Annotated in this window: 40 protein-coding genes; 36 read left to right on the top strand and 4 right to left on the bottom strand. The window is 51.8% G+C overall.

Features of this window, described 5'->3' with window-relative positions; all coding sequences use genetic code 11:
* Window positions 1-217: 217 nt before the first annotated feature.
* Window positions 218-556, bottom strand: coding sequence for an ArsR/SmtB family transcription factor (locus tag K7G70_RS08600; protein ID WP_223788214.1), 339 nt, complete (start codon window positions 554-556; stop codon window positions 218-220).
* 166 nt (window positions 557-722) lie between these two features.
* Between K7G70_RS08600 and K7G70_RS08595 the strand changes: the two genes are divergently transcribed.
* Window positions 723-1,268 (top strand): SRPBCC family protein, encoded by a 546-nt coding sequence (locus K7G70_RS08595; RefSeq protein ID WP_223788213.1) that lies wholly within the window; start codon window positions 723-725, stop codon window positions 1,266-1,268.
* Between the two features lie 118 nt (window positions 1,269-1,386).
* Here the strand turns inward: K7G70_RS08595 and K7G70_RS08590 are convergent, their stop codons facing one another.
* Window positions 1,387-2,007 carry a hypothetical protein gene (locus K7G70_RS08590; protein WP_223788212.1) on the bottom strand — a complete coding sequence of 207 codons (621 nt, stop codon included), beginning with the start codon at window positions 2,005-2,007 and terminating at the stop codon, window positions 1,387-1,389.
* 153 nt (window positions 2,008-2,160) lie between these two features.
* On the opposite strand from K7G70_RS08590, the gene K7G70_RS08585 reads away from it, so the two are divergent.
* From K7G70_RS08585 to K7G70_RS08470, 24 genes are all read left to right on the top strand, one after another.
* The gene (locus K7G70_RS08585; protein WP_223788211.1) at window positions 2,161-2,712 is read left to right on the top strand and encodes an NUDIX domain-containing protein; all 552 of its coding nucleotides are present in this window, start codon (window positions 2,161-2,163) and stop codon (window positions 2,710-2,712) included.
* Window positions 2,713-2,740: 28 nt separating this feature from the next.
* A complete protein-coding gene (locus K7G70_RS08580) occupies window positions 2,741-3,142 on the top strand; it encodes a glyoxalase superfamily protein (RefSeq protein WP_223788210.1) in 402 nt (133 codons plus the stop codon).
* A gap of 18 nt (window positions 3,143-3,160) precedes the next feature.
* Window positions 3,161-4,162 (top strand): YwqG family protein, encoded by a 1,002-nt coding sequence (locus K7G70_RS08575; protein ID WP_223788209.1) that lies wholly within the window; start codon window positions 3,161-3,163, stop codon window positions 4,160-4,162.
* Window positions 4,163-4,358: 196 nt separating this feature from the next.
* Window positions 4,359-4,739 carry a hypothetical protein gene (locus K7G70_RS08570; RefSeq protein WP_223788208.1) on the top strand — a complete coding sequence of 127 codons (381 nt, stop codon included), beginning with the start codon at window positions 4,359-4,361 and terminating at the stop codon, window positions 4,737-4,739.
* A 237-nt stretch (window positions 4,740-4,976) separates the two neighbouring features.
* Window positions 4,977-5,459: a DUF1203 domain-containing protein gene (locus K7G70_RS08565; protein ID WP_223788207.1), complete on the top strand. Its 483-nt coding sequence runs from the start codon at window positions 4,977-4,979 to the stop codon at window positions 5,457-5,459.
* Window positions 5,460-5,519: 60 nt separating this feature from the next.
* Window positions 5,520-6,023, top strand: coding sequence for a DUF3291 domain-containing protein (locus tag K7G70_RS08560; protein WP_223788206.1), 504 nt, complete (start codon window positions 5,520-5,522; stop codon window positions 6,021-6,023).
* Between the two features lie 20 nt (window positions 6,024-6,043).
* Entirely contained in the window at window positions 6,044-6,358 is a 315-nt protein-coding gene (locus K7G70_RS08555) for a YciI family protein (protein WP_223788205.1), read from the top strand.
* A 66-nt stretch (window positions 6,359-6,424) separates the two neighbouring features.
* Window positions 6,425-6,946, top strand: a complete 522-nt coding sequence (locus K7G70_RS08550; RefSeq protein WP_223788204.1) for a 3'-5' exonuclease — start codon at window positions 6,425-6,427, stop codon at window positions 6,944-6,946.
* 71 nt (window positions 6,947-7,017) lie between these two features.
* Window positions 7,018-7,803: a VOC family protein gene (locus K7G70_RS08545; RefSeq protein ID WP_223788203.1), complete on the top strand. Its 786-nt coding sequence runs from the start codon at window positions 7,018-7,020 to the stop codon at window positions 7,801-7,803.
* A 77-nt stretch (window positions 7,804-7,880) separates the two neighbouring features.
* Window positions 7,881-8,258, top strand: coding sequence for a barstar family protein (locus K7G70_RS08540; RefSeq protein WP_223788202.1), 378 nt, complete (start codon window positions 7,881-7,883; stop codon window positions 8,256-8,258).
* A 53-nt stretch (window positions 8,259-8,311) separates the two neighbouring features.
* Entirely contained in the window at window positions 8,312-8,956 is a 645-nt protein-coding gene (locus K7G70_RS08535; RefSeq protein WP_223788201.1) for a LysE family translocator, read from the top strand.
* Window positions 8,957-9,067: 111 nt separating this feature from the next.
* The gene (locus K7G70_RS08530; protein ID WP_223788200.1) at window positions 9,068-9,415 is read left to right on the top strand and encodes a hypothetical protein; all 348 of its coding nucleotides are present in this window, start codon (window positions 9,068-9,070) and stop codon (window positions 9,413-9,415) included.
* Window positions 9,416-9,537: 122 nt separating this feature from the next.
* Window positions 9,538-9,954 (top strand): VOC family protein, encoded by a 417-nt coding sequence (locus tag K7G70_RS08525; protein ID WP_223788199.1) that lies wholly within the window; start codon window positions 9,538-9,540, stop codon window positions 9,952-9,954.
* Between the two features lie 71 nt (window positions 9,955-10,025).
* The gene (locus tag K7G70_RS08520) at window positions 10,026-10,364 is read left to right on the top strand and encodes a hypothetical protein (RefSeq protein WP_223788198.1); all 339 of its coding nucleotides are present in this window, start codon (window positions 10,026-10,028) and stop codon (window positions 10,362-10,364) included.
* 103 nt (window positions 10,365-10,467) lie between these two features.
* Window positions 10,468-11,898 carry an amidohydrolase family protein gene (locus K7G70_RS08515; protein WP_223788197.1) on the top strand — a complete coding sequence of 477 codons (1,431 nt, stop codon included), beginning with the start codon at window positions 10,468-10,470 and terminating at the stop codon, window positions 11,896-11,898.
* Between the two features lie 23 nt (window positions 11,899-11,921).
* Entirely contained in the window at window positions 11,922-12,227 is a 306-nt protein-coding gene (locus K7G70_RS08510) for a hypothetical protein (RefSeq protein ID WP_223788196.1), read from the top strand.
* Window positions 12,228-12,301: 74 nt separating this feature from the next.
* Window positions 12,302-12,889, top strand: a complete 588-nt coding sequence (locus tag K7G70_RS08505; protein WP_223788195.1) for a DUF6940 family protein — start codon at window positions 12,302-12,304, stop codon at window positions 12,887-12,889.
* Window positions 12,890-12,930: 41 nt separating this feature from the next.
* A complete protein-coding gene (locus K7G70_RS08500; protein WP_223788194.1) occupies window positions 12,931-13,230 on the top strand; it encodes a hypothetical protein in 300 nt (99 codons plus the stop codon).
* 85 nt (window positions 13,231-13,315) lie between these two features.
* Complete coding sequence (locus K7G70_RS08495) at window positions 13,316-14,266, top strand: hypothetical protein (RefSeq protein ID WP_223788193.1); 951 nt, start codon at window positions 13,316-13,318, stop codon at window positions 14,264-14,266.
* A gap of 17 nt (window positions 14,267-14,283) precedes the next feature.
* Window positions 14,284-14,898 (top strand): hypothetical protein, encoded by a 615-nt coding sequence (locus tag K7G70_RS08490; protein WP_223788192.1) that lies wholly within the window; start codon window positions 14,284-14,286, stop codon window positions 14,896-14,898.
* Window positions 14,899-14,900: 2 nt separating this feature from the next.
* Window positions 14,901-15,233 (top strand): hypothetical protein, encoded by a 333-nt coding sequence (locus tag K7G70_RS08485; protein ID WP_223788191.1) that lies wholly within the window; start codon window positions 14,901-14,903, stop codon window positions 15,231-15,233.
* A 65-nt stretch (window positions 15,234-15,298) separates the two neighbouring features.
* Window positions 15,299-15,652, top strand: coding sequence for a DUF1428 domain-containing protein (locus K7G70_RS08480; RefSeq protein WP_223788190.1), 354 nt, complete (start codon window positions 15,299-15,301; stop codon window positions 15,650-15,652).
* A 28-nt stretch (window positions 15,653-15,680) separates the two neighbouring features.
* Window positions 15,681-16,799 carry a serine hydrolase domain-containing protein gene (locus K7G70_RS08475; RefSeq protein WP_223788189.1) on the top strand — a complete coding sequence of 373 codons (1,119 nt, stop codon included), beginning with the start codon at window positions 15,681-15,683 and terminating at the stop codon, window positions 16,797-16,799.
* A gap of 88 nt (window positions 16,800-16,887) precedes the next feature.
* Window positions 16,888-17,718 (top strand): class I SAM-dependent methyltransferase, encoded by an 831-nt coding sequence (locus K7G70_RS08470; RefSeq protein WP_223788188.1) that lies wholly within the window; start codon window positions 16,888-16,890, stop codon window positions 17,716-17,718.
* Window positions 17,719-17,745: 27 nt separating this feature from the next.
* Here the strand turns inward: K7G70_RS08470 and soxR are convergent, their stop codons facing one another.
* The gene (soxR, locus tag K7G70_RS08465; RefSeq protein ID WP_305067292.1) at window positions 17,746-18,246 is read right to left on the bottom strand and encodes a redox-sensitive transcriptional activator SoxR; all 501 of its coding nucleotides are present in this window, start codon (window positions 18,244-18,246) and stop codon (window positions 17,746-17,748) included.
* Window positions 18,247-18,319: 73 nt separating this feature from the next.
* On the opposite strand from soxR, the gene K7G70_RS08460 reads away from it, so the two are divergent.
* From K7G70_RS08460 to K7G70_RS08410, 11 genes are all read left to right on the top strand, one after another.
* Complete coding sequence (locus K7G70_RS08460) at window positions 18,320-18,733, top strand: VOC family protein (RefSeq protein WP_223788187.1); 414 nt, start codon at window positions 18,320-18,322, stop codon at window positions 18,731-18,733.
* Window positions 18,734-18,745: 12 nt separating this feature from the next.
* Window positions 18,746-19,210: a VOC family protein gene (locus K7G70_RS08455; protein WP_223788186.1), complete on the top strand. Its 465-nt coding sequence runs from the start codon at window positions 18,746-18,748 to the stop codon at window positions 19,208-19,210.
* 7 nt (window positions 19,211-19,217) lie between these two features.
* Window positions 19,218-19,595, top strand: a complete 378-nt coding sequence (locus K7G70_RS08450) for a hypothetical protein (RefSeq protein ID WP_223788185.1) — start codon at window positions 19,218-19,220, stop codon at window positions 19,593-19,595.
* Between the two features lie 47 nt (window positions 19,596-19,642).
* On the top strand, window positions 19,643-19,999 hold the full coding sequence (locus K7G70_RS08445) for a hypothetical protein (RefSeq protein WP_223788184.1): 357 nt from the start codon (window positions 19,643-19,645) through the stop codon (window positions 19,997-19,999).
* A 13-nt stretch (window positions 20,000-20,012) separates the two neighbouring features.
* Complete coding sequence (locus K7G70_RS08440; protein WP_223788183.1) at window positions 20,013-20,900, top strand: NAD-dependent epimerase/dehydratase family protein; 888 nt, start codon at window positions 20,013-20,015, stop codon at window positions 20,898-20,900.
* A gap of 208 nt (window positions 20,901-21,108) precedes the next feature.
* Complete coding sequence (locus K7G70_RS08435) at window positions 21,109-21,219, top strand: SEC-C metal-binding domain-containing protein (RefSeq protein ID WP_223788182.1); 111 nt, start codon at window positions 21,109-21,111, stop codon at window positions 21,217-21,219.
* A 101-nt stretch (window positions 21,220-21,320) separates the two neighbouring features.
* Window positions 21,321-22,364, top strand: coding sequence for a hypothetical protein (locus K7G70_RS08430; protein ID WP_223788181.1), 1,044 nt, complete (start codon window positions 21,321-21,323; stop codon window positions 22,362-22,364).
* A 28-nt stretch (window positions 22,365-22,392) separates the two neighbouring features.
* A complete protein-coding gene (locus K7G70_RS08425) occupies window positions 22,393-22,956 on the top strand; it encodes a dihydrofolate reductase family protein (protein ID WP_223788180.1) in 564 nt (187 codons plus the stop codon).
* 155 nt (window positions 22,957-23,111) lie between these two features.
* On the top strand, window positions 23,112-23,768 hold the full coding sequence (locus tag K7G70_RS08420; protein WP_223788179.1) for a CPBP family intramembrane glutamic endopeptidase: 657 nt from the start codon (window positions 23,112-23,114) through the stop codon (window positions 23,766-23,768).
* 3 nt (window positions 23,769-23,771) lie between these two features.
* Window positions 23,772-24,059: a hypothetical protein gene (locus tag K7G70_RS08415; RefSeq protein WP_223788178.1), complete on the top strand. Its 288-nt coding sequence runs from the start codon at window positions 23,772-23,774 to the stop codon at window positions 24,057-24,059.
* 734 nt (window positions 24,060-24,793) lie between these two features.
* A complete protein-coding gene (locus K7G70_RS08410) occupies window positions 24,794-25,102 on the top strand; it encodes a hypothetical protein (RefSeq protein WP_223788177.1) in 309 nt (102 codons plus the stop codon).
* 48 nt (window positions 25,103-25,150) lie between these two features.
* Here K7G70_RS08410 and K7G70_RS08405 read toward each other — a convergent pair whose 3' ends face one another.
* On the bottom strand, window positions 25,151-26,788 hold the full coding sequence (locus K7G70_RS08405; RefSeq protein WP_223788176.1) for a DUF885 domain-containing protein: 1,638 nt from the start codon (window positions 26,786-26,788) through the stop codon (window positions 25,151-25,153).
* Window positions 26,789-26,837: the final 49 nt, after the last annotated feature.

The following is a 26,837-nucleotide window of genomic DNA, read 5'->3' as shown; positions in this document are numbered from 1 at the left end:
CCGCAAAAGCCTAAAATTTCGTCGTTATCAAGGTGGCTGAGCCTGTCGAAGCCCTGTTGTGCAGAAGGCTAAGGTCAAAATGAATGCCACCTCACACAGCCATGCGTCAAACTTCAATCATGACAGCAATGGCCTCAAACTTCGTCCGGGGACCCATATTTCAAATGTTTCTAATTCACCTATGACAACCAACTGTCATTGATCAATACCATGTGGCTCAACAACACCCCGTTTTCTGATAAGTTTTCAGCCGCTCAAAATCGGTCACAAACGGCTCCTGTGTGGCCACTTGCTGCATGTTCTGCAACAACAAATCCCGCCATTGTTCGGCCAGATCAGGGTTCAATTGGTAGTGCACCCACTGATCCTTGCGCTCATCCAACACCAAGCCCGCATCCCGCAAATATTTGAAATGGCGGGAAATGCGCGACTGCGGCGCCTCCAAGATCGCCATGAAGTCGCAGACGCACAAGCTTTTGCATTGTGACAACAAATACAAACACCGCAAACGCGTGGCATCGCTCAAGGTTTTGAAAAATTCAGTGGCACTTAACATGGTTTACAATTGTATATCCGTTTATGCGAATATGCAAAGTAAAATGATGATTGCTCATTCCAGGTGGGCTTTGAGTCCAAGTCAGATCAACCTCTAAATGGGTTAATATTTTTCAATCCTTTGATTCTCAAATGTCTTATGCTTGGTATTTTTCTCTGGATATATCATGATAAATTCAAGCATCAAGCACAGCCTTTTCAGCTGGCTCCTATTGGCGTCGCACTTTGCCATTGCGGATGAGGGCAGGGTTGTAGATGAATTCACGGTCAAAGCCAACATCAACGCCGTGTGGGATGCCTTCACCACTTCAGCAGGCTTGCAATCATGGGTTGCCCCTCTGGCTGACATTGAGTTGAAGGTTGGCGGAAAATGGCGTGCCAATTACAACCTCAATGGCACGTTGGGAGATGAATCAACCGTTGTCAACACCATCCTCAGTTATGACCCCATGCGCATGTTATCGATCAAAGCAACCGGATTTCCGGCAGGCTTTGCTTACGAGGAAGCGGCTCGGGAGACCTGGTCGATTTTTTATTTCAACCCAATTTCTGCAACCGAAACCCAAATCACCATTGTCGGCTTGGGTTACACCGATTCGGAACAATCGAAACAAATGCGTTCATTTTTCAAGCCGGCCAATGAATTTTCCATGGCGCAACTCAAACAAGCCTTGGAACAACAGGAGCGGCCTCAAGAATCAGAACAAAAATAGTCAAATTAGGGCCTGTTAACACCAAAAGAGTGACCACTATTCAGGTTGCTTAGAGAAATCGGCAGACATCAATAGGTATTGATTGACTGTTTAGCAATCAGAACTGTTTCTCCTTTGATCAGGTACCAAACTCAAGGCAATTTTTCCTCTGGTGACTGATCATTCCAAACACCCCTATCAGCACGACCAACAGCATGATTCCTGTCAGTGTTAAAGGTACGGCTATTGGTTGTCCGCGAAATACAAAGGGCACTTCTTGTGTAACCCAACCATCGGGAGTCAGATTATGGATGAACCAAACGGTTTCAATCATGCCAGGGTCGGTAAAAGTGATGTCGATGCCACATGAATAGGTTTCGCCCACGCCAATTCCTGCGTCCACAGTAAAAAAGTGCAAAATCATTATGTCATCAACTGGTGGCCTCGGGTCAATATGAGGCCAGTAAATTTGACAACTGGGGTCAGGGGTGGAACCCATTAAAACTTGATACAAAACCTGCAGATCATGAGTTACGTTGTGTCCAATCGAAATAAAAATCTGACCTTCATTTGGAGCAGAGCCCTGATTGGTGATGTGAATATTCAGTGTTCCGCTTTCATCTGGAGCGATGCCATCGGCAAACTCCCTGGAAGTGATTTCCAAGCTCAGGAAGGCCTCTGAATTGTTGTGTGCTTCTGCCAATTGACCCTGGAACAGCAGGATCAGGAGCCATAGTAACTTTGGTGCGACTGTTTCCATGTTTGATGATAAGTAAGTCCAAGCAGTTACATCATATCAGAACCCTGTTAAATTTTGCTTATGATCGACTTGGCCATTGATTGATCATTGGGAGCATGGTTCAATGACATCCATGCTTAATCTCACCTCAACTCGTTCTCACAAAACCAGCGCATGAAAAAGCAAATTCGACAGGAAATCGCCGCCATTGAGCCGTTGGATGTACTGGAACATAAAACCATCGTAGGTGTTTTGGCCTGGATCGATTCAGGTGCTGAATTGTGTCGGCTGCAAAAGCCGGCGACCCCGCCGGTCCATTTGGTGGCTTATTTTCCGGTGGTGGATGGCGAGTATGTGTTGTTGGTGGATCACATCAATGCACAAAAGTGGCTGCCAACCGGGGGTCATGTGGAGCCCGGTGAACACCCCCGCACCACGGCCCGGCGAGAGGCCCAAGAAGAGTTGGGCATCACCGCCGAATTCATCACAGAGCAACCGGTGTTGTTGACCCAGACCGAGACAGTGGGCCTCACGGCCGGTCACACCGATGTCTCCATCTGGTATGCCCTCAAAGGGGATCGGTCGCTGGCACTGCGCCTTGATCACAGCGAGTTTTTGGGGTATCAATGGTTTCACCACTCGGCACTGCCGGATGACACCGATCCGCATTTGGCGCGTTTCATGCAGAAATTGGTGAAACTGAAAACGGGGCAATCGGTGATATGATGGCTGTGAGCCAAAGCTGGAATTAAACATGAAAGAGTCCGTCGGATTCAATTGGGTCACGCCCATCCTGTGCGTAGACAACGTGGCCAACAGTCTCAAGCACTATGAGCAAGTGCTGGGTTTTGAGGTCTCCTGGTCTTGGTCAGATGAAACTTCTTTTGAACAACCTGACCACCCGACATTCGCTTGCGTCTGCCGCGGACATGTCAGTGTGTTTCTCTGTGAACAAGACCAAGGCAAACCCGGTGCCTGGATGTTTTTGAATGTAGAGAACATGGCCGATTTTGAGGCCATCCATGAAGAATACAAAAAGTCAGGAGCCAACATCATCGAAGGTCCTGAAGATTACTCATGGGGCATGCGCGAGATGCTGGTTGCAGACCTGGATGACAACCGCTTTCGCATCGGCTGTCCTTTGGGCTCGGTGTGATTTGCAGGATCACACACCATGAAATTCAATTGGTTGATTCTGAGTACAAAGTTGTCAGCATCCATCCACCGGGTGATCGTGGCTCTCATGTTAATGGGTTTGGCTGCCTGTGATGATGGGACAAATGACATCAATGAACCGCCGACCAGCCCTGTCACGGTAAAGCAACCGGTCAAAGCCGTCGAGCTGCCCCCCGAATTCAATCAATACCGCGACTCATTGGCCCGCTCAGAACGCAATTATGTCAAGGTGATCCCTGAAATCGCCACCGATCTTCAACCCACCGACAGCAAATTCCGCGGCCAAGCATTTTTACCGGCCGGCCATGAACATCCCTTGAACAAGGATGGCGAACGCTTGGCCTTGTTGGCCCAGATCAACTGGGCTGACATGCCCAGCTTACCAGGCTACCCCAGCCAAGGCATTCTGCAAATTCACATCGACCCAGGCATCAATCAACACCACGTGTGGGGCATGAACAGTTACCGTGGACGGCCATTTGAGCAGGCCGCTTATTTCCAGTCACTGCACCGCCAAGATTATTTCAAAGTCCTGTATTTCCCACATGAATTGGTGAATGGTCCAGTCAGTGATGCCCAGTCAGCTTACCGGGGCGATGACATGCCCATCACCGGCCCCATGAAACTGCATTTTGAGTTGGCGACTGAATGGGTCAATGCCGAGGATTACCGATTTGCGCAATTTGTGGGCCAAACTGATGATGAATTCTATGACCAACACGAGGACTTGGGCTGGGAGGTGTTGGATGCTTTTTATCGGTACTTGATGCCTGATGCGGTGGCTAAGATCGGTGGCTATGGTCGCTTTGTGCAGGAAGACCCCAGAACCATGGACATGTTGGATGAAGACTGGTTGGTGTTGTTGAACATCGAAAGTGCCTCGGTCGGCAATGAAGACATCATGTGGGGTGATGGCGGTACGGCCACCTTCTTCATTCGGCGACAAGACTTGGCCAACCTGGATTTTTCACAAGTGGCTTATTATTGGGACAACCATTGAAATTCATGTCATCAACGGCGACGAACCGCATCATTCATTGACCGCTGCTTCAGGGTGATCATTGACTTATAAATTTAGATTCCAACCATGAGTTCAGGTTGATCGAGGGGGCAAGTGATTGATGAAACATGGCTTAATGGGTGGGCCCCACGCCGGTGGTCTATAATAATTGCTGGTGAATCGAAAGAATTGAGTCATGTATTTTGAATATCCAAGAAATCAAGCGATTTCAACGCAGTCAGTTCTGGCCTTGGACTGGGAAGAAACCACCAGTGACTATCCGTTGGCTTTCAAAGTTTTGGCTGAGCGATTTGAGCGGGTCATCATTGTTACTGTTAATGATGATTTGACGACAGCTGAAGCCTGTGAGTGTTTACATCGCTCACCCGATACCTTGAAAATATTTTGCTGTCCGGACGAGTGGATCGTTGATGTTCCGGGTTGGAAATCAACCGTTTGTCTGGAACAACAAGTTGCATTGATGTTTGATGACAGCCCTGATGTGGTTCGAGCCTGCCACAAAAAAGGCATCAATGCCATTTGTGTGAGTGAGCGCACTTGGAAATTTGACCCGTGATGCATGGCTTCGAACATTCAAAGGGCCCGTTGAATAAGGGGATTGTCTGGCCAATGAACCAACACCTGTGGCTTGTTGTGACATGAGTTTTGTCTTGCGTTGATCAAAACACACCGCGTCTGATCGACCGTTTGAACTTAATCAGCTCTTGGCCCAGACTGAAAACCAAGTTGCCGAATCTGGCCAGCTTGGCCGGCGTCCATCTGTATCATGGTGTTTTTAACAGCCTAATTGACCATGATCACAGACTTCCAAATCCAGGCCTTACCGATTGATCCATTCCTGCCCTGGTTCGACTTGAACCCCGACGAGCTGCGGCAGCGTGGGGCCCGCTGGTTGACCGCTGAGGCCTCGCCCGGTTACCCCTGTCGGGTGTCCTTGACAGATGCTCAGCTGGGTGAACAGGTGTTGGCTTTGCCTTACACCCACCACGACGTGACCTCACCGTACCGGGCTTCGGGGCCCATCTTTGTGCGGCAACAGGCGGTTCAAGCCCAGCCTGAGATCAATGAAATACCGGCCATGTTGCGGCACCGTTTGTTGTCGGTGCGGGCCTATGACGCGTCCCACATGATGATCGCAGCAACGGTGATTGAAGGGGTTGAATTGGCCCAAACCATCCACCGTCAATGGCACAACCCAGCGGTCCAATACCTGCACCTGCACAATGCCATGCCGGGCTGCTTCAATTGTGCGGTTCAACGTGTGGTTCAGACCTGATGTCGCATTCAAATGGCTTTTGTTTTGACGGCGCCACACCCTTGTGGGTATGATCAATGCATGAACCCATCAGGAACCACCATGCAATACCAACTGGCTCAACTCAACATCGCTCAATTCCGACTGCCCCAAGAACACCCGGCCAATGCCGATTTCGTCAACAACCTGGACCGGGTCAATGCCATCGCTGAGTCCCAGCCGGGTTTCGTCTGGCGTTTCACCGGTGAGGGCAATGACGCACTGGATGTGCAGGCCTTTGCCGATCCGCTGATTGCGGTGAACTTGTCGGTCTGGACCGACATTCAATCGCTGGTCAAATTTGTCTACCGCAATGATGAGCATAAGCAGATCATGCGCCGCCGCAAAGAGTGGTTTGATAAGTTGGACTTCCATATGGTGTTGTGGTGGATCGAAGCGGGTCGCATTCCCTCTTTGGACGAAGCCAAAATCCGCTTGGAACTGCTGCGCCGCAATGGCCCCACCTACGCCGCCTTCACCTTCAAACAACCTTTCGCGCCACCGACCGGTGAGCTGTTGAATCCATTCAAAGACGAATGTGCTTGAGCCGATGATGGGGACGGGTCATGCCTGAATTCATTTACCGCTTACAGCTGAATCGACCAGACATCCTGGTCGCAGGACCGACGACCGAGGAAGCCGTTGTGCTGGAGGAACACGGGCGGTATTTGGCTGAGCTGGCCCAACAAGGCACCGTACAGTTGGCCGGCCGCACCCAAGACACCAGCCCAGAGACCTTTGGCATCGTGCTGCTGGAAGCCAACAGCGAAGCCGAAGCCCTGTTGATCATGCAACAAGACCCCGCCGTCAAACACCAGGTGATGAAGGCACAATTGTGGCCATTCAAGACCGCGTTTAAGTCGGCATCACACAACAAGTGATGATATTGATTTCATAAATGCCAACACATGTTTCGAGACAAAAATGCCAACATTTGAGGAACTGTGATGTCTGTGATCATGGTGGATATTGAAAGCGATGGCCCGATTCCGGGCGATTATTCGATGGTTTCCTTCGGCGCCGTGGTGGTCGATGAGCGGTTGGACAAAACATTTTATGGCCAGTTGCGGCCGATCAGCGACCTGTGGTTGCCCGATGCCTTGGCGGTTTCCGGTCACACGCGAGAAGAAACCATGGCCTTTCCAGAGCCCAAAACAGTGATGCAAGAATTTGCCGACTGGCTGCACAGCAACAGCAATGGCAGACCGTTGTTTTTCAGTGACAACAACGGTTTTGACTGGCAATTCATCAACTGGTATTTTCATCACTTTGTCGGTGACAACCCCTTTGGCTTCAGTTCCAGTAACCTGGGCTCCTTGTACAAAGGCCTGGTGCAAGACACCTTCAAAAATTTCAAGCACCTTCGGAAAACCGAACACAGCCACCACCCCGTCGATGACGCCCTGGGCAATGCCGAAGCCCTGCTGCACATGAAAAATGTATTGGGCTTGAAGATCCGTCTGGACTGAGCGGTCAACAAAAGCCTGAGCTTGAACCCGGTGTTTGCTAAAATGGTTGAAGTCATGAACCGGAGTACCGCGTGAACCACCCATTCAAACCCCGCATCGGCGCCGTGATGAGTGCTGACATCGCCATTCCCCGCCATGCCGAGATGGTGCAGTTCTACGCGCAGATCTTGACCACCGGAGAGGAACCCTTGTGGCAAGCCGACTTGATGAACAACCAGGGCACCCCGGTCATCGGTCTGGGCCCACAAAGCCCGGATTATGCTGGGCTGCCGGTGCAGTGGATGCCGCATTTTCAAGTGGCTGATGTGGCGCAAAGCGCCCACCAAGCCGTGAAGCTGGGTGGCACCGAATTGATGCACGGCAAAGACGATGCGGGCATGAGCCAATGGGCCGTGATCCAGGACCACAATGGGGCGGTGTTTGGTTTGATTCCGGTGGTGTCAGAGGCCATGGTGCCGGATTATGCCCAGGACGAATCAGCCCCATATGGTCACATTGCCTGGCTCGATTTGACCGTGCCCAACGCCGAGACCACCCGCGATTTTTACCAAGCAGTGATTGGCAGCCAGGCTGAGGATGTGCCGATGCAGGACGGTGACCAGGCCTATGCCGATTACAACATGTTGGGCAGTGACGGCCAAGCCTGCGGTGGTGTGTGCCACGCCAGCGGCAGCAACCAAACGCTGCCACCGGTGTGGCTGATCTACCTACCGGTCGGCGATCTGGACGCCAGCCTCAAATGGGTAGAACAAAAAGACGGCAAGTTGATCAAAACCTACCAAAACAACGCCGGCCAAACCACCATGGCCGTGATCCAGGACCCGGTCGGCGCTTATGTGGCCTTGGCGCAGGGGTGAGTTTCAGAATCCATGGATCGCCGGCGGCCCGCCGGCTCAATGCTCAAATGGGTTCAGACAGTCAACATGGTGAGGAGATGAACATAGTGGCGGGAGGAAAGAAGTCAATTGATTTGTCTGGCATTGAAAGATCAGATGAATTGCTGTTCCTTTTAGGTCAGGGATTTTGTTTGGGCGGCATTGATGGAAATCATCATGTCAGGGCACTGAATTCGGGCAAAGGTTGGGGACTGAATTGGGATGCATTGGCAGACAGTTTAAGCTGTCTCGAAAGCGGGGGGATTTGGGGAGCCAGCCCGAAGTTCAAATTTCCCCTGGTCTTAAAATTTACTGGGTGTGCCTTGTTTCAGTCTGCGGATGAAAAAGGGTTTGAAATTCTTGAATCCATACTGAGAGACACGAAAGCAAATTATGATAAAGTTGGGTTGAAGTTTGAATATGAACTTCACTTCTAGGAAGTGCCTGTCCTCAGGTTATTAGATTAATAATTTCTTGGAGCATTGCGGTAATGTTTGGAACTCATGATATTTGGTTATTTATTATTTCGGGGCTATTGTTGAATATGGTTCCTGGCCCTGATTCAGTACTTATCATGGCCCGCAGTGCTTCTCAAGGCTGGCGGGCAGGTTCTGCAGCAGCTCTCGGTATTGGTTGTGGAACCTTTGTACATGTTTTTGCGGCAGCAATAGGATTATCTGCAGTTCTTGCTACTTCTGGTACAGCATTTGCAGTAATTAAAATTTTAGGGGCAGCTTATCTGCTTTATATTGGTATCAGTCTGATCCTGAGTAAAAAGCAGCGAACAAGAAACACTGAAAAAAACCTTGGTACTCAAAAATTTTTGTCACACAGGCGTATTTTCATTCAAGGGTTTTTAACCAACATCCTCAATCCAAAAGTTGCAGTTTTTTTTCTTGCTTTCGTTCCTCAGTTCATTTCTCCCGACTCCAACAATAAGGCCCTTGCTTTCATCATGCTTGGATGCATCTTCAACTTTAATGGCATGTTGTGGTGCCATCTTTTGGCCATATCTTCAGCATTTGCCAGTAAACGCATACAGGCCAGTGAATCTGTAGCATTATGGTTAAATAGGCTTATTGGTGGGGTTTTTGTTTCGTTTGGTATCAAGCTTGCTCTAACAGAACGAAGTTAAGAAGCATTACGCAAAAATCAAAGGGTTCAGAATAATTGATTTCATACGGTGGTTATTGGCATGCAAAATCAACTGTTCAGACCCCATTGATTAATGTACATATAAAATACTATGGCGATCAATAAAAAAAACAGCAGGAAGATTGCTGTCGAAGGTCACGATTTTCGTTGGCGAGCATCGGGCAATGATGGTTGGATCACCGTGGTCGTTTGGCCGATCACCAATGAAGATTCCCGGGCGGTTGCGAGTGTTGGTTACCACCATGATTTTTATCGGGTCAGTGAAGGCCATTATTCATCACGAAGTCAGTTGGTTGTGACGAACAGAATGATTCGGGCATTGATCCTGCATACCGGGGTTGAAGTCCTGCTTAATAATCACGGTCAGATTGATGTGGGACACATTGAAGAATTTTATGATGTCGAAAACGCCGTTCGGGGCGGAATCAACGCAAAATAAATGCATTAAATCAGGGTATTTTCTTGGGTTGCTCAACTTCGACAGAGAATTAATTATAGTGCCTTGGTGGCAGGGTCTTATTGAATGAAATTTTTTCAAGAATCAAACGTTGGTGGCAAACCATGAAACAGAACATTGTCCACATTGCACTGGTGGTGAAAGACTATGATGAAGCCATAGATTTTTACGTCAATAAACTCAAATTTGAGCTGATTGAGGACACCCATCAACCTGAAAATGACAAGCGATGGGTGGTGGTTGCCCCACCAAATTCTCATGGTGCCACGCTGTTACTCGCCAAAGCTTCGAAGCCAGAGCAGCAGGAATTCATTGGCAATCAAGCCGGTGGGCGTGTGTTTCTGTTCTTAAATACCGACGACTTTTGGCGTGACTTCGAGCGCATGAAGGCTGATGGCATTCGTTTCGTGCGAGGGCCTCAGGAACAAGATTATGGTACAGTGGCCGTGTTTGCAGACCTGTATGGCAACTTATGGGACCTGTTGCAATTAAACCCCAATCACCCGATGGCCAACAGGTAACCAATTTAATCCATCGAGTGTCTTGCATCAGAAAAGTACCAGGATACATCATTTTAATTTAGGAGCATGGCATGGCTTGGCCCAAAAAAGGCACCCGAAAAATTGTGGTCGATAATGAAGCGTTTTTGTGGCATTACGATGCCCATTGCCCTTGGTGCAGTGATGACGTGTTCACAGCTGGCAAGGCCGGTAAGCCCTTTGTGTTGTTCATTGATCCATTTCCGTGGGTCGCAGAAATGGGTCCCAAATACGTCGCAAAAGCCATTCGCTGGGCTCGAGCCAATGGCTGGTCAAGCTCCGGTGGCCCAACCCGGGCCCTGTCGATAAACAGTGCCGATGAACAGTTCTTTTGGCTGGAAGATGGCGAGCGCCATGCCAAATGCATCGGACCCGCACCAGAAAACGTATAATGAATGCACTGTTAACCGTGAGGGTTTGATGTCCTAGATGTGAACACTGGGCCATTTTGTGGAACAATAGACAGGTGCTTGGCGGAACCAATCTGAAATGATCATGAATTGCTTATTCGTGCAAATAGGGCAGGGCTTGACCCGGGTGAAAGCTTACAGTCAGCCCAGCATTAACCTGTATGTGCTGTTGGTTTTGATCTTGGGTGTGTCAATCAATGTGGTTAATGCCAAAGAGCCCTTGGTGTTACAAAACATCACCCTCATCGATGGCACCGGTGCTCCGGCCAAACCCAATCAAACCTTGATCATTGAAGGCAGGACCATCAAGCAATTGGGCCCCGTCGATCAAATTCAAGTACCTGACCAGGCAACCACCATCGACCTGGCTGGCCATTATGTGATGCCGGGCTTGGTGGATTTGCATGTGCACTTTCCCGAGTACGTTTCGGTGCATCAGCCCATGCTCAATCGGCTGTTGGAATACGGCATCACCACGGTGTTGAATCCTGGGGCGCGACCAGGGGCAGGGGTTGAACTGCGTGAGCAAATCAGCCGTGGAAAATTAACGGGACCACGCCTGCTGACCGCGGGTGCCAGCATCAACCTTCGGCCAACTGATGGCAGATCTGCAGGTGGATCTGTGCTGGTGAGCACCGCAGATGAGATGCGGGAAGCCATCAATGCCCAAGCCAAAGCGGGGGTGGATTTCATCAAGCTTTATCGAAGGCTGCCGCCTGATTTGGTGGCGGCTGGCGTGGCGGCTGCTGAGCAATCGGGGTTGCCGGTGGTGGGGCACATGGGCGAGACCACTTGGACCGCAGCCGCCAATGCGGGGATCAACATGTTGGTGCATTCAGGTTGGGGCACGCCAATGGATGAAATCGTTAATTTGGCCAACCCCATCGAGGCGACCGATGCAGCCTGGTACCGGGGTTATGCCGATGCACCCAATGGTGAGCGTTTTGCCGCACAGGTGGCGGCTTTGATCAAGCATGAGGTCACGGTGGTGCCGACCCTATCGATCACCCAGGCTTCAGGGTTGGGCAAAGACGCGTCACTGCTGCCCCAATTCAAAGTGCATTTGGCCCCCGATGCCGAGGTGGACAATTGGTGGGGCGCTGGTTGGCGCGAACGCCATCCCCAGTATGATCCGGACAGTGAGGAAGAGGCTGAATTGTTGGCGTCGATTTATTTTCCGGCGGTGCTGAACATCTTGAAAGCCCATCATGATCGGGGCGTGCGGATTGGGGTGGGGACCGATGTCGGCAATGCCTGGATGACCCCCGGCTTTGTGTACCATCACGAGTTGAGCCTTTACCAACAGGCCGGCATCCCGCCACTTGAAATACTGACCATGGCAACCCGCAACGGCGCAGAGGCCTTGGGGATCCTTGATCAAGTGGGCACAATCACCGTGGGCAAACAGGCCGATTTGGTGGTGCTGGCTGCAGACCCCACTGTTGACATCAACAACACGCTGACCATACAGCGGGTGTTCTTGGCTGGTCAAGAAGTGGTATTTCAGGCAAAATGACCAATCCATGAGAGAATTGAATCATGACCTGTGAACACTTGATCAAGTTGGAACAAGCCCTCATTGATGCCGGCATGGAGGTGACTTATCGCGGTCAACCGTGGTCAAAAAATTGTCGTGAATGGGTGTATTTCAACGCCGTGTTGCCATTGGATGAGTTCAGGGCCCAATTTGAATTGGCCGAATGTGTCGAAGACCATGAACACCGGGGCACGCACTCGGGTTCAGAGTCTGGCTTGGTTTGTCGGATACACCACGATGCCATCATGGGGTTGCACCCGGATGCGGCTGGGGCCCAGGGTGTCACAGACCTGAAAACAAAGCCTTGAACCCAAACAACACCAGATCCGTGGTTTATACGGCAATTGGGTGGTTCCGAATTTCAGTAGACAGGTGAATGAACATGCATTGGCGCTTAACACAATCAATCTTGGACCAGGGCTGTCGTTGCTGCATTGAGCAGGGCGATGCGGCCATGAGTTACCGTGCGGTGCTGGAAGCACTCAGCAAAGATGAGGCCTTCCGTGATTTTTTCATCCATGTCTTGAAGGACATGCCGCAGCAAGCATTCCGCTGGGAAACACCGGCTTATACCGAGACCACCTTGGACCAAACATTTGAGTTTGTGGTGTTGGCTGACAGGTGGCTGGAAAGACAGGCCAATCCACGCCCATTTCAGGCGTATATATCTGATGCCACCAAGTCGGTGGTGGCTTTTCCCAGTTTGGGGAAGGATGCGCATCTGGTGGTTCCTTCGAATCTGGACCCAAGTGCCAACTATTGCCACCTGGCTTCATTTACCCGCACCGCACCGCTCGATCAACAACAAGCTTTGTGGCAGTTGGTTGGGTCACTGGGTCTTGAATTGGTCTCTGACCAACCCTTGTGGCTCAGCACCGCCGGAGGCGGTGTGGCTTGGTTGCACGTGCGTTTTGATACCCGGCCAAAGTATTACCATTTTGCAGAATACAAACAGCCAGCGAGATCATAACAACACACCCAAATTGGGACTGGATCAACAAATCATTGAATATGAAAACTTTGAGATTAGAACAACAAGACATGGGCATGACATGGGTGTCAGACTTTGGAATGACATTGGAGCTGCATACCAAAGTCAGCTACACCAAAGCCGGTGATCCGATCGCATATCCCTTGTTTAAAATTTATGCCGATGAGCAAACCGAAGAACAATACATGGAAATCGAGAGCCGTGGCAAACTCGTTCAAGTTCCCATTTCTTGCATCAAACAAATGATCCAAGCGGCACAATCTGGTGTGCATTCAGAATACTGGTTCGATGAACATGTGTTTCAGCCAAAAGACACCTGATCAAGCCGTTAATCAGCGATTGATCTCAGCCAGTGGAAGTGGCCGATTAAAATGAAACCAAAAGGCCTGTGCCCGGTCGAACCAAATGATCCAACCGCAGGAGCCGGCCAGTCCTTGGACCACCTCACCACCACGAACTGATGAAACCATGAAACTCACAAGCCTCATCGCCACCACTTCAATGCTGATCTTTGGGGCCAGTTGGTCTGCCGATGCCAATGGGTCAGACAAAAACTTCGTCATCATTTTTGGCGATCAAGCCCAACTCAAAGCGGGCCAGTCCATGTCCACCCTGTGTTATGAAAACACCCAATACACTTTGAATCACAACGGACCACAACAGGCGGTTGATGGCATCACCCCAGTGACCGTTGAGGCAATGCCCAACCGACCCTGGTTCAAGCTGGCTTACCCAGGCGCGTGCACTGGGCTGCCAACGATCGAAGCAGACTCAGTCGCTCTGCCGTCAGCGTCGCCGGAAAACCAGGCTTATTTGGCTGCCGGTATCCAGCTCTATCCACAGCAATTGACCAAACACACCCAATACGATGCCAACCTCAGGTCATTTTATGCGGCCGTGCGGGCAGGTGGTTTCAAGCCGCGGTTTCAGTCGGTCTCCCGGCAATGGCCCTTGGGCGGTGATGCGGCGTTGTTGGAACAATGCTTCAGTGTGGTGGCCCAGGTCAAGCCGTTTCCCAGCATGGGTCAGGACTTTGTGATGGGGCAAATGTACCGCCGCACCCTCACTCTGGACGGCGTCAGTCGGGTGTTGCTGGACACCGATTTGGTGCTCACCTCGGCCTATTGTGAATGTGATGGCAACCCGCCACCCCCTTGTCAGTCCATCCAACAAATCACCGACATCAACGGCAACGGTCGCTATGAAATCAGTGCCCATGAAGAACAGCCGGAAGGCATGATTTTTTCCTTACATGAATTCAATGGCGCGGATTTTTCGCCCGTATTGGCGGTGTGCACCGGCGATTTTGTCTACCCACACAAGGACTTCACCTGCCCAGCAGCCACCCAACCTTAAACCACAGGCCCAATCCCATGAGCAAACCACCCAACCCAACCCAGTCCTCAGGCACACCATGGCGCATCAGACAATGGGCGGTGTTGTTGATCTGTCAGTGGCTGGCTGGTTCTGCCGCTGCCCAATGGCTGGAATCCGAGCCGTCCAACCAACAGCACCCCCAACAGGATCCGACATTCAACTTGGCGTCTTTGTTGGTTGATGGAGCACAGCTGCACCCAACATTGATCAACCACCCACCTGACACCATCAAGAACTTACCTGCCGGCATTGATTTTTCGATCAACCCGCAGTTGTCGAGTGATCCCAAAGTTGTCAACGCCACGGCCCGCGGCGGCTCGCAAGGGCGCTTGGCTGGGACCGACATGCAAGCGGCTTTGTACGCGCGGTACACCGACGGGGTCAGCGACATTGGCTTTTATGGCTTGACGGCTGCCAATGCATCGGTGGCCGATCAACGGGAACAGGCTCTGCGGGAGATTTGGGCCCACAACAACCGGCTGGACCGCACCCATGTGTACCGCCGGGGCTTGGTGTTGTTGGTGGTGTGGATTTGGAGCCCAGGTGAATTGCCACCGGCGTGGCAGGCGGTGAATGATTGGGTGGCACAACAGATGTCTGTGGGGCATTGACCATGGCGTCAAACCCAACTTGGCACACCGAAGCCTTGGCGCAGGGCATTGATTTCATCGTGGTGTTGTATGGCAAAGCCGAAGGCCTGGTGTTTTGTCCCAGCAACCTCGAAAAACCCTTTCGCATCTGCGGTGACTACGACGGCAGTTGGCCGACCGACGCCGCCGGTGCATTGCAGCATTACCACGGGTATTTCAACCCAGCTTTCCGTGAACAAGTGGCCTGGTTCATCCCATTCATTGAAAAAGTTAACAACAAGAAGGATTTTTCCTTGGCTGCATTATCAATCGACACGCGGCAGTTGCGGGTGATTCAAGGTCGCTGGCCCTGGTGATCGCCATGCAAATGATGGATTGTTTATAATCGAATCACACACAGCAATAACCAGAGGAGCTCATCATGTATTATGTGGATGGTTTTGTGGCCGCCGTGCCCAATAAAAACAAAGACCGGTATCTCAAACATGCGACCATCGCGGCCGAGGTGTTCAAAGACCACGGGGCGCTGCAGATCGTTGAAACCTGGGGCGACGACGTGCCCGATGGTGAAGTGACTTCGCTGCCGATGGCGGTGAAATGCCAAGCCGATGAAACGGTGGTGTTTTCCTGGGTCACCTGGCCATCCAAACAAGCGCGGCAAGCCGGTTGGGAAAAGATCATGGCCGATCCGCGCATGCAAGGTGAGGAAAACCCCATGCCATTTGATGGCAAGCGGTTGATTTATGGTGGTTTTCAAGCCATTTTGGAATGTTGATGAGCAAATGCCATCAGCGTAAGGAGGTATGAATCAGGTGAGAATATTGAGGCGAAAAACATTCGGTTGGACCTATCCATGGGTGATTTTGGCGGTCTTGGTAAGTGGGGTCTTGGCTTCGGCATCTGAGACTGAAATAAACTCCCAAAAAATTGATGCATTATTCAGCCACCTTAGCACATCGGTCTCACCCGGTTATTCCATTGGCTGGATGATCGGTGATCAAGTGGTGCATGCCGAGGGTTACGGTATGGCGGATTTGTCCAACGGCACACCAATCACACCCGATTCGGCCTTTAATTTGGCTTCTTTGTCAAAACAATTCACCGCGGCCACTGTGGCTATTTTAATACAGCGGGGGGTGATTGAATTGGATGATCCGCTCAGCAAGCATTGGCCGGGACTGCCAGAATTCATGCACCCCATTAAAATCTCTCATTTGGTCTACATGACGAGTGGTTTACCAGAGTACTACACATTGGAATCACCTAAGGGTGGTTGGTCTGCCAGTGATGGGTTCACGGTTGATGATGCCATCCAGACCGTGATTCAAGCGGGTGAATTGGAGTTTTTGCCAGGCACTCGATGGTCTTATTCCAACATCAATTATCAATTTTTGGCTCAGCTGGTGGCACTCAAGTCAGGCCAGTCTTTTTCCGAGTTCAGTCAGCGGAACATTTTCCAACCCCTGGCAATGAACAGCAGTTGGATCGACGCGCCGATAGATACAAGTCGTGCAAATCGGGTGACATCATATGTGCGTAACGACACCGATTCGGCTTGGCAGGAGGCTCTTCGTTTGTCACCGCATTATGGGGGCAGTGGCATGTATTCCAGCCTCAATGATTTGATTCGATGGCACAATGCATTGTTTATAGATCATGCCTTGGGTACGGAATTCAGCACCATCATGTTGGCGACCCAATCGTTTAATCACCCGAAAAACAATGATGCATTTGGCTTGGTGCACGGCACATTTCAAGGTGAGCCAACAATCTGGTATGAAGGAGGAGATTACGGTGTTTCCACTTACCTGATCAGATTGCCTGATCGAAATCAGGCATTTGTGTGCTTGTCTAATTTTGGATCTGGCGCTTGCCAGAGCAAAACCAAGGCCATCATGAAAATTGTACTCGATGGCAAGTGAGCGGCACCCCTGCATGTTGAATATGAAATGTGATGATACACGCAAATTCTAACAGTAACCCAAAATTCATCTGGAGGCGTATTCAATTGTGAATCATGAGCAAAAAACCACTGCCCATTATCGGCATGGCCACCTTTTGGCGGCCATAGAGCAAGCGCTGGCTGAAATGGGTCTGACCCCGGCAACCGTTGCCATTGAAGATTTGGCCCCGGTGGATGAGTTCCACATCGGTGGTCGAGAGGCCACCCAGCATTTGTTCAATAATTTGCGCATGACCGCAGAGCAAAGGATTCTGGATGTGGGCTGTGGTTTGGGTGGCGCCGCCCGCTTTGCCGCTCAGCAGTTCAATGTCCAAGTCACCGGCATCGATCTGTGCGAGGAATATGTCCAGGTCGGTTCGGCCTTGAACCACTGGGTGGGTTTGAACCAACAGGTTGATTTGATTCAAGGCAGTGCCACCGACATGCCTTTTGAGGATGCCACTTATTCAGGGGCCTATCAGTTACATGTGGGGATGAACATTGAGCATAAAGTTGCCTTGTTCCAAGAAGTGAGTCGGGTGCTCAAATCAGGTGCTAGTTTTGGGGTCTATGACATCATGCGTTGTGATGCCGGCGAGTTGACTTATCCCGTGCCCTGGGCCTCGACGGCAGAGACCAGTCATTTGGCTTCAGCAGAAACATACAAACAAGCCTTGGAAGCGGCCGGGTTGCGGGTCATCCGAGAAGAAAATCGCCGGGCATTTGCACTGGACTTTTTCGCCCGGGTACAAGCCCAGCATGACACTCAGGGTGGGCCGCCACCATTGGGTTTGCATGTATTGATGCAACAAACCACGCCGATAAAAATTGGCAACATGGTGAACAACCTCAAAGCCGGATTCATCGCCCCGGTGCAACTGGTGGCCATCAAACAATGAGCCATTGAGTGCCAAGTAAACGCTTGGTCAGGCTTGGTTGTTTGCTTTGGATCGCCTGTCCAGCAACACCGCCCCCGTTTGGGCCTGACCCAATTCATCCTCTGGGTTGTATAAAGGGCAAGCTTTCAGTGACAAGCAGCCGCAGCCGATGCAGTGGGTCAAGTTATCCCGCAAAGCCGTCAGTGCACGGATTTTTTGTTCCAGGGCCTGGTGCCATTGTTTCGACAACTTTTCCCAATCTTGTTTTCTGGGGGCGTGACTGATCGGCAAAAAGGCCATGGCTTGCTGAACTTCCTTGAGGCTGATGCCGACTTTCTGGGCGGCTTTGATCACTGAGATGCGGCGCAGCACATCCCGGTGGTAGCGGCGCTGGTTGCCGGCGTTGCGCACCGAGTGAATCAGGTTTTTGCTTTCATAAAAATGCAAGGTAGAAACCTTGACCCCGCTTCTGTTGGCCACTTCGCCAACCGCCATGTTGGCCGGTCTGATTTTGCTGCGCCCTGGATTTTTTGGGTTGTTTTTGTGCATCGTACTTGACCTCAAGTTAACTTGAGGTTTTATCATAGCGGCCATCATCACAACCGTCAAACAGGAGACCGCCATGATACGCATTGAACACATCAACATCGTCGGTAAAGACATCGACCAGAGTTTGCATTTTTACCGCGCCGCTTTTCCCCATTGGTCCATACGGGCTGAAGGCACGGGTGAATGGTATGGCAAACCCCGTCGCTGGATCCATTTTGGCGATGATTACCAATATTTGGCAATCAGTGATTTTGGTGAAGGTGAGAACCGCGATCTGACCGGGCACCAGGTGGGTTTGGCCCATTTTGCTTTTGCGGTGGACAACCTCGATGCCATGATCAAGCGCTTGACTGCAGCCGGCTATCCGGTGTTCAAACCCGGCGCCGATTCACCGTTCCGGAAAAACATTTACTTTGAGGATCCCGATGGTTTTGAAGTGGAGTTCACCGAATACCTGACCGACATCCCAGCCGAACGCAATGCCTAGGAGGGTACCCGCATGAATTTGAATCAAATCACCATCCTGTCGCCCGATGTCAACCGGGCCATGGCTTTCTACCAAATGTTGGGTTTGCAGTTAATTGTGGATGCCAGCCCCCGCTATGTGCGCTTGGCCTGCCCCAGCGGCGACAGCACCTTTTCCATCAGCCACAGCGAAGCGGCCCAAGCCGGGTGTGAGGCTGCCGGCACGGTGTTGTACTTTGAGGTGGCCGATGTGGACCGCACCCATCGGCGGCTGGTGGATCACGGCATCCCCTTTTTGATCCAGCCCCAAGACCAACCCTGGCTGTGGCGTGAATCGTTGTTGCAGGATCCCGATGGTCATCCGATCAAAATCTACAGCGCTGGCCACCACCGCAAGAATCCGCCATGGCGGGTGTCCCAAAATCATAACCAGGCCAAAGGACCCGATAAAAAGTGGTATCATCACATCAGCGACAGTCCTTATAACTTGATGAAATGAGATCCCGATGAAAAAATGTTTGGTATGGCTTGGTTTGCTGCTGAGCCATTTGAGCCTGGCCGAGTCTTTTGATTTGTTGCAACATGTCAATGCGGCCCGGGCCAGTGGTGATGCCGTGAAGTTCAAATGCATCGAAGCCGATGGTTCCTATGATTTCTTCCAATTTTATGGCCACGATGAAATGCGTTGGGCGCGGTATGAAAAAAACGCAGTGGTGATGTCCACTTGGGCCAAGCCACGCATCACATCGACCGGTTTTACCTTGCACTTGGAAGAAGCGTTCGCCGGTGCCCAGCAGCGGTCGTATCAATGGGTGGCCACCGAGGGCAACGCCATGACCTGGCAAATGGGTGGTGAGAAAACTTGTCAAACCACGGCCTTTTGATCACAATGATTGGCATTGATTGAAGCTGGCGTGCCATGTCCCCGATGATGATTCTATTTCTTGCCCTGTTGTTGGGTGGTTCAGACCCCTTGGACGAATCCACCGAAGTGGCTTATCACCCATACAGTGTGGCCATTGACTTGACCGGCAAAGACACCTTGACCCTCACCGGCAGCAACAAGACGCAGGTGGGTGAATTGTTCATGCCATTGCTTGATCAAGCGCAAATGGCCCGCCAGAAAATCAGCAACCAACAACTGAGGGCGATGACCGGGGAAATGGCCGATGAGGTGCACCATTTTCCCCATGCCCAACTGGGCACTAAATTCCATGATGCCACTTTGTTGTTCAAGGACGGGCGTTTGCTGCAATTAAAGTGGTCCTTCCGCAAGAAAAAGCAATGACCAAGATCGGGCCATGAAAATCATGGTTACAGGTACAGCCGGTCGGGTCGGGCGGGCCATCCACATCAAGTTGATGCAACAACATGAGGTGGTGGGGGTGGATCGCACGCCGTGTTCCACAGCCCAATACGTGGGAGACATCCGTGATCAAAGCATGATGCAACAGGCATTGGCCGGGGTCGATGTGATCATCCACACCGCCGCCTTGCATGCCCCGCATGTGGGATTGGTGCCAGATGCTGAATTTGACTCGATCAATGTGCAAGCCACCGAACAGCTGGCCCAAATGGGCTTGGCCATGGGGGTGAAACATTTTATTTTCACCAGCACCACGGCTTTGTATGGCCATGCGTCAACACCCGATGGGATCGCCGGTTGGGTTGATGAGTCGGTGTTACCACAACCGAAAACGATCTATCACCGCAGTAAAATTCAAGCCGAGCAGCTGCTGGAAGCACTGGCGCTGGCCCACCAGTGGCCAGTGACGGTGTTGCAAATGTCGCGCTGTTTTCCCGAACCGGCAGACTTGATGGCGGTGTACCGTTTGCATCGAGGGGTCGATGCGCGGGATGTGGCCAGTGCCCATACCGCAGCGGTACATGTGCGGCCGCCTGGATTCAAGCGCTGCATCGTCTCGGGTGCCAGCCCATTCACCCCATCCATGTGCCAAGGTTTGTGGGATGATGCCCCGACGGTGTTGGCAGCGGTGGCGCCTGATTTGGTGCAGGCTTTTGCTCAACGCGGTTGGTCATTGCCCGCAAGCCTGGATCGGGTGTATGACTCAAGCCAAGCCCAAGCGGTGTTGCATTGGCAGCCGCAACATGGGTTTCACAGCGTCCTGGACATGCTCGATGCCGAGGTGGCCGAAGTGTTGCCAGTCAAATCTTCAGCCATGGGGTGAGTTTGGCCGGATTTTGTTGTAGAATGCTGGCTGAACCAATTGGGCCATGCAGCCCAAGGCCAAGCCTGAGGCCCAACCAAAACCCAGGCCATGATAAAAAGGAGTGTCATCATGAAATCCAAATACGCAGACCCAGCGAGCTTTCGAAGTCACCAGCAAACGGCGCCGGGGATATCCCTCTGAAACTCAGGTCAAAAAAGGACACCGGGTGGTCCATGGTGACAAAGAGCTGCTGGAAAAACTGGGCCGCCAAGACCCGTGCCCTTGTGGTTCAGGTCGACGGTTCAAGAATTGCTGCCTGCAATCTGGCTGCTTTTGACGGCAGCAACCGACACCATTACAGCCGATGATGGAAGCACCCCAGCCCCAAACAACCGACCAAGTCCTGTTGGGGCATTGGGCACACCCGAGGCGTGAATCATGAAAGTCTTGTGGTTTGTTCTGATTGTGGCGGCAATACTGTGGTTGTTAAAATGGCAAGGCTCGCCTGCTTATCAACGGGTGCCATTTGAGCCGCCTGGCCCGGTGGTGAACAATGCAGGTCAATGGTATGAGCGCACCCAGATCCGCGATGTGATCGAACAGCATGTCGTGGTGCGGAATTTCAGCCGCTTGCAAGCGATGGTGGCTGAAGTGCGGATTGACAAACCCCAGTTCACCACCACCGTGCCGGTGTTGCAAGATCTGTACAACGGCATGGCCTTCGCTTTACCGGACTTTCCCGCCATCCATGCCTTCATCAATGAATGGCGGGCTCATGATCCGGCCAGCAACGTCCCAGACATTTTGGCCGCCCGCGCACACCTGGCCCAGGCCTGGGAAATCCGCGGCCATGGCTACCGTTCCTATGTCAGTGATGAACAGTTCGAAGGTTTTGAGGAATACTTGCAAAAAGCCTGGGAAGCGGCCGAACAGGCCACCAACAAAGGCCCACTGGATGCCGAATTGTGCACGGTAAGAACCGAATTGATGTTTGTTTTGTTCAAGAGCAAATCCAGGGCCAAAGCCCAGTTCCACCAGTGTCAGACCATTGATCCCGGCTACATCCCTTTGTATGCCAAAATGCGGGTTTATTTGCAGCGCATTTGGTTGGGATCTGATTTCGAGTTGAAACGCTTCATTGAACAGGCGGGTGCAGACACCCAAGCGATTTATGGTGACGGCATGTATGCCATGTTGGTCTCAAACCACACCTTTTTCACCGGGCAGGTGTTCAAGCCGGCCGGTGGCTCATACTCTTGGCCAAGGGTCAAAGCCGGGTTCGAAGATTTGTTCAAAATATTTGGACATTCCAGGCATGTCTTGCACCTGTATGGGTATTGTGCCATGCTGGCCGAGGATTACCCGACCTTTGCCTGGATTTTGCAACAACTGGGCACCGCATGGGATGAGGAAAAAGAAATTTACTTCAAGAAAAAATCTTGGTATCAATACCATTTAAAACGCACCCGGGAGTACTTATGAGTATGACCACCAGCCAACGAGTCACGCCATGAAATGTTCTGTGTTCATCGCCAGCAGTTTGGACGGCTTCATTGCCACCGAAGATGGGGCGGTCGACTGGTTGTACCAAGTGGGTCAACAAGACGCCGATTTGGGGGCTGAAGCCGACATGGGCTTTGAGGACTACATCCAATCGGTGGACTGCATGATCATGGGACGCGGTTGTATGGAGGTGTTGGCCGGCATGCAACTGAGCGCCGAACAATGGCCCTATGGACATTTGAAGGTGGTGGTGTTGAGTCAATCGGTCACCACCCCACCAGCGACCTTGCCTGGACCGGTCACGATCCATGCCGGTGACATCAGCAATTTGCTTGAGTCGTTGGCCCAGGCGGGACATCGGCATGCTTACATCGATGGTGGTGCCACCATCACTTCTTTCTTGCGCTTGGGCATGATTGATGAAATGACCATCACCCGTGCCCCGGTGTTGTTGGGCCGTGGCATCCGCTTATTCGGCGAGTTGACCGAGCCCATCGAATTGCAGCAGACCCAGGCCAAAGTGTTTGCCAATGACTTTTTGCAGGAACGATACCGGGTGAAAGCCAAATAGGCGTTTGGCAACAGTAAGCAAATGATTCAGTTTAAAATGTCTTGCTTGGCGGTGCACAAGATAAGTCAGTCGCCACAACCTGTACCGCGGTCATCATGGCAGCTGGGACCCAGCAAGCTTTCAATTCCCTGTCTTGATCTCTTATACTTGACCGCATGATTTGGTCGTGGCCTTTGTTGATGGTGCTGTTATTGGTTTTGCCCCTGTTGGGTTGGGCCAGTTGGCGCCAAAGTCTAAAACCCACATCGCAAGCCGCTGTCTTGCCGAGTCCATCGGCAATGATGGGGCAAATCTGGGTGCTGCAAAGTGTGGTGGCGCTGTTGGGCTTGCTTGCTTGGCTGGGTACGAATTTCACTTTGTCCTGGGGCAGTCATTTTGGCCTGAACGCTTGGTTGCTTGCCGCACTGGCAGTTGGGGTGTTTTTGTTGTTGGCATGGTGGGAAGCCAGCAGACCAGTGCCTGCAGACCAACAATGGCGCTTGGCACTCAGAAAAATCACCGCCAAGAATCCATGGTGGGTTGGCACCACATTGTATGCGGGTTTGGTTGAAGAGTTCGTTTATCGGGGATTGCTCACCGGCTTGTTGATGATTCATCTGGAATGGTGGGCCGCGGCATTGATCAGTGCCATGGCATTTGGCTTGGCGCACCTCAGTGGAGGTCGACGAGCGGCCGCTTCGGGCGTTTTGTTTGCCCTTTCGATGCAAGGGCTGGTTTGGTTCAGTGGGGGCTTGGCCATGGCGATGATGGCCCATGTGGTTTATGACCTGATGGCGGCTTGGTTGGGTCACCGCCAGTCGCAAAGGGCTTGAGTCGTGTCACTGGCCCTGTTCAATCAGTTGGAGTCTTTGTTGTGGTTTGCTTTGGCCCTCATCTTGAGCGTGCAAGCTTGGCGCCAGGGTCGAAACAACCGATTCTTTAAAGTCACCGTGGTGACGGCCTTGGCATTTTTGTTGTTTGGTGTGTCGGATCTGATTGAAGCACAAACCGGTGCCTGGTGGCATCCGGTCGAATTGTTGCTGCTGAAAGTTGCTTGTGTGCTGACCTTGGTGGCTTGTTATGTGTGGTATCGGCTGTTGCTCAAATCGCAGCAGTCTAAATAGATGACTTCAGTCGACGACATGGCCAGGCATGAGCCGCAGCCATCATGATAAACAAGCCACGTCATTCCCGACCCCGATCGGTAATCCAAGTTGATCATCTACACCTATACATTGTGAATTTTCTTTAGAGATTTAAACCAACCCCACGCCGACTGAAGTCGGCGCCACTGATTGTGATCTTAATAAACAAGATGGCTGAGCCTGTCGAAGCATCTCCAAGTATTTATGTCACTTCGATAAGCTCAGTGAGCTTTATGTATTAATTGATTACACAGGTTGCATTGGAGCATCGACTTCAGTCGATGGCATGGCCAGGCATGAGCCGCAGCCATCTCACGCTGGTATGGTGTTCAGGTGATGGTTTGGAACGCTGAATGGCTGTCATCTTATCTGTATTTATACCAACCCCACGCCGACTGAAGTCGGCGCCACTGATTGTGATCTTAATAAACAAGATGGCTGAGCCTGTCGAAGCATCTCCAAGTATTTAAGTCACTTCGACAAGCTCAGTGAGCTTAATGTATTAATTGATCACACAGATTGCATTGGAGCATCGACTTCAGTCGATGGCATGGCCAGGCATGAGCCGCAGCCATCATATACCGGCGGGTGTTCAGTGGGTGAATGCGGCCAATCGGTGCTGCGGGAAAGTAAACACCCAAGAAAGTTCGAACTTTGTTGGGTCAGCGGGTTCTGAATTTGAACAATCACAATCACTACCAAGGAGACAAAGTATGGAAAAATTCAAAATGATGTTAGCGGCCACCACCCTGATGATGGGTGCATCGGCCATGGCCGGTACGGTTAAACTGGAATCACCCAAATTGGAGCACATCTGTCAAGTTCAGGTCACCACCGGGCAAAATCGCCCCAATCAATTGGTGCACACGTACACCAATGTGAGCAAAGGCTTTACCGTCAGTGGTGAAGACCGCTTGTGCTACCGTCGATCAGCCAAACCGGCTCAGTGTGACGCCAATTACACCGAATGGACCTGCATGCAGCGGAAAGGTTCAGGCACTTCGGTGTTGAAACTCAGCTGAAATCACCAACCCCATTTCCGAGGCGGCTCAGGCCGCCTTATTTGTGCCTCACTGTCCGCGGGCTTCGGCTTCCACTAGATCCAGAAACGCCGGTTTGATGCCGGTCATTTCCCAGGTGCCCAAAGCAATGGGTATGGCGCCGATGGCATTGAGCTGATCAAAAAAGTCTTTGAGTTTGAATTCGCGCCCCGGCGCTTCGTCTTGTTTGGCTTTGAGCGCCATGGCGTGATCCAGCAGGGCTTTGCCAGTCACATAGCTGGTGCCGTATCCGGGTTGGCGCAGGTACAGGTGTTGTTCAAAAATTAGCAGCTCTTCCTCGGTTTTCATCCAACCACGTGGGGTGTAGTCCATGTGGATTTCACCGGCTTTTTCCATGGTCATTTCATTGGCATGGGCATACAGGGAACCCAGGCCCCTGGCCGCCCGTTGGGCCAACATGATGTAAACAATTTCCCGGCCCCTGGGATTGTGGTCATACAGGCCGGCGTGCATGAACGTTTCTTCCACTGCTGTGGCGGTGCCTTCATTGCGGCTGTCAAAGATGTTGTACAACAAGGCGTCTTGGCGGATCAGTCGGGGGTTGGGATCGTGTTCCATGATGGCCAACTCAAACCAATGGTAAAAGTGGGAGAACAGCGGAGTGGGGTCCAGGTGTGAACCGATGTAAAAGAAATGGCGGGTGGCCTCAGGCACAAACTGGCCCTTGTGCCGTTCCAAAGCGGGCTTGAAGTAATCGGCCACGGTGACCACCTCTTGTTCATCCAACCAGCCCAAGAAATGCGCCGCTGAACGGTTGGCCAATGCCTCGTATTCGGCCTGGTTTTTAACCGCGACCAATTCGGGTAAACCGCGGTTGCGGTGTTCTTCCAATTTCAAGGCCGCCCAGGCGCGGTCCAACTCCCGCCGCAACAAGCGCTCTTCATCGGCCCAGTCCAGCGGCACCAGGTGAACGTGTTGTTGGTACCAGCTGTACGGGTCTTTACCGAGGCCGGAAGGTCCGGTTTTGTTCGCGCTTTGCTCGGTCAGCCAGTCGGCAAATGCGGCGGTTGATGTGGTGGCCTGGGCCAAAGTTTCGATCAATGCTGGGTGCCTGGTTGCAGCCACGGCATCCTGCAAACCCAGCAAAACCTGGTGCTGGCGTTTGATGTCGCGGATGCCGGCCACCCACAGCTCTTTGGCATTGCCGGTGAGGTTTTCGCGGGCTTGTTGTTGGAATGGGGCAATGCGTGACAAATCACTGTTCAGCCGATCTTGCTCGGATTCACTCAATGGAAACTCATAGGTCCACAGTTCGGTCACAAAATGGGGTGTGGGTCCTTCATGGTCCGGCACATCGCTTTGGTAGGTCCAGACCTGTTTGTAAAACGCCGGATCGCGCTGCCAGGGCTGCAATACCCGCTCGTTGAAATCATAGCCATTGAGCTCGGCCAACACCACAAACCAGTCAATCTGCTCCGGGATGCTCCAGTCGCTGCGGTCAAAGGCCAACAATCGACTCTTGAATTCAGCCCATTGGGGTCGGCGTTGTTTGAAAGTCGCCGCCCGGTAATCCGGCGCGCCTTGGTGCAGGGGCGGCACCTCAAAGGCCCGCCATTCCTGGAACAGTTGTTCCAATTGGGCAAAATCGGTGTTGGCTTTGACGCCGGTAGAGAGCAGCAGGGTAAAGAGGAGGGCTTTTGGTGACATGTTGGGTCCCATAATGAGGTGCACATAATATAGCAGATTTGGTGGGCTC

Origin of the sequence: Marinicella meishanensis (assembly GCF_019931145.1) — a bacterium.
Lineage (GTDB): Bacteria > Pseudomonadota > Gammaproteobacteria > Xanthomonadales > Marinicellaceae > Marinicella > Marinicella meishanensis.
The sequence above is the reverse complement of the archived record's forward strand: the minus strand, read 5'-3'. Positions and strand labels throughout refer to the sequence as shown.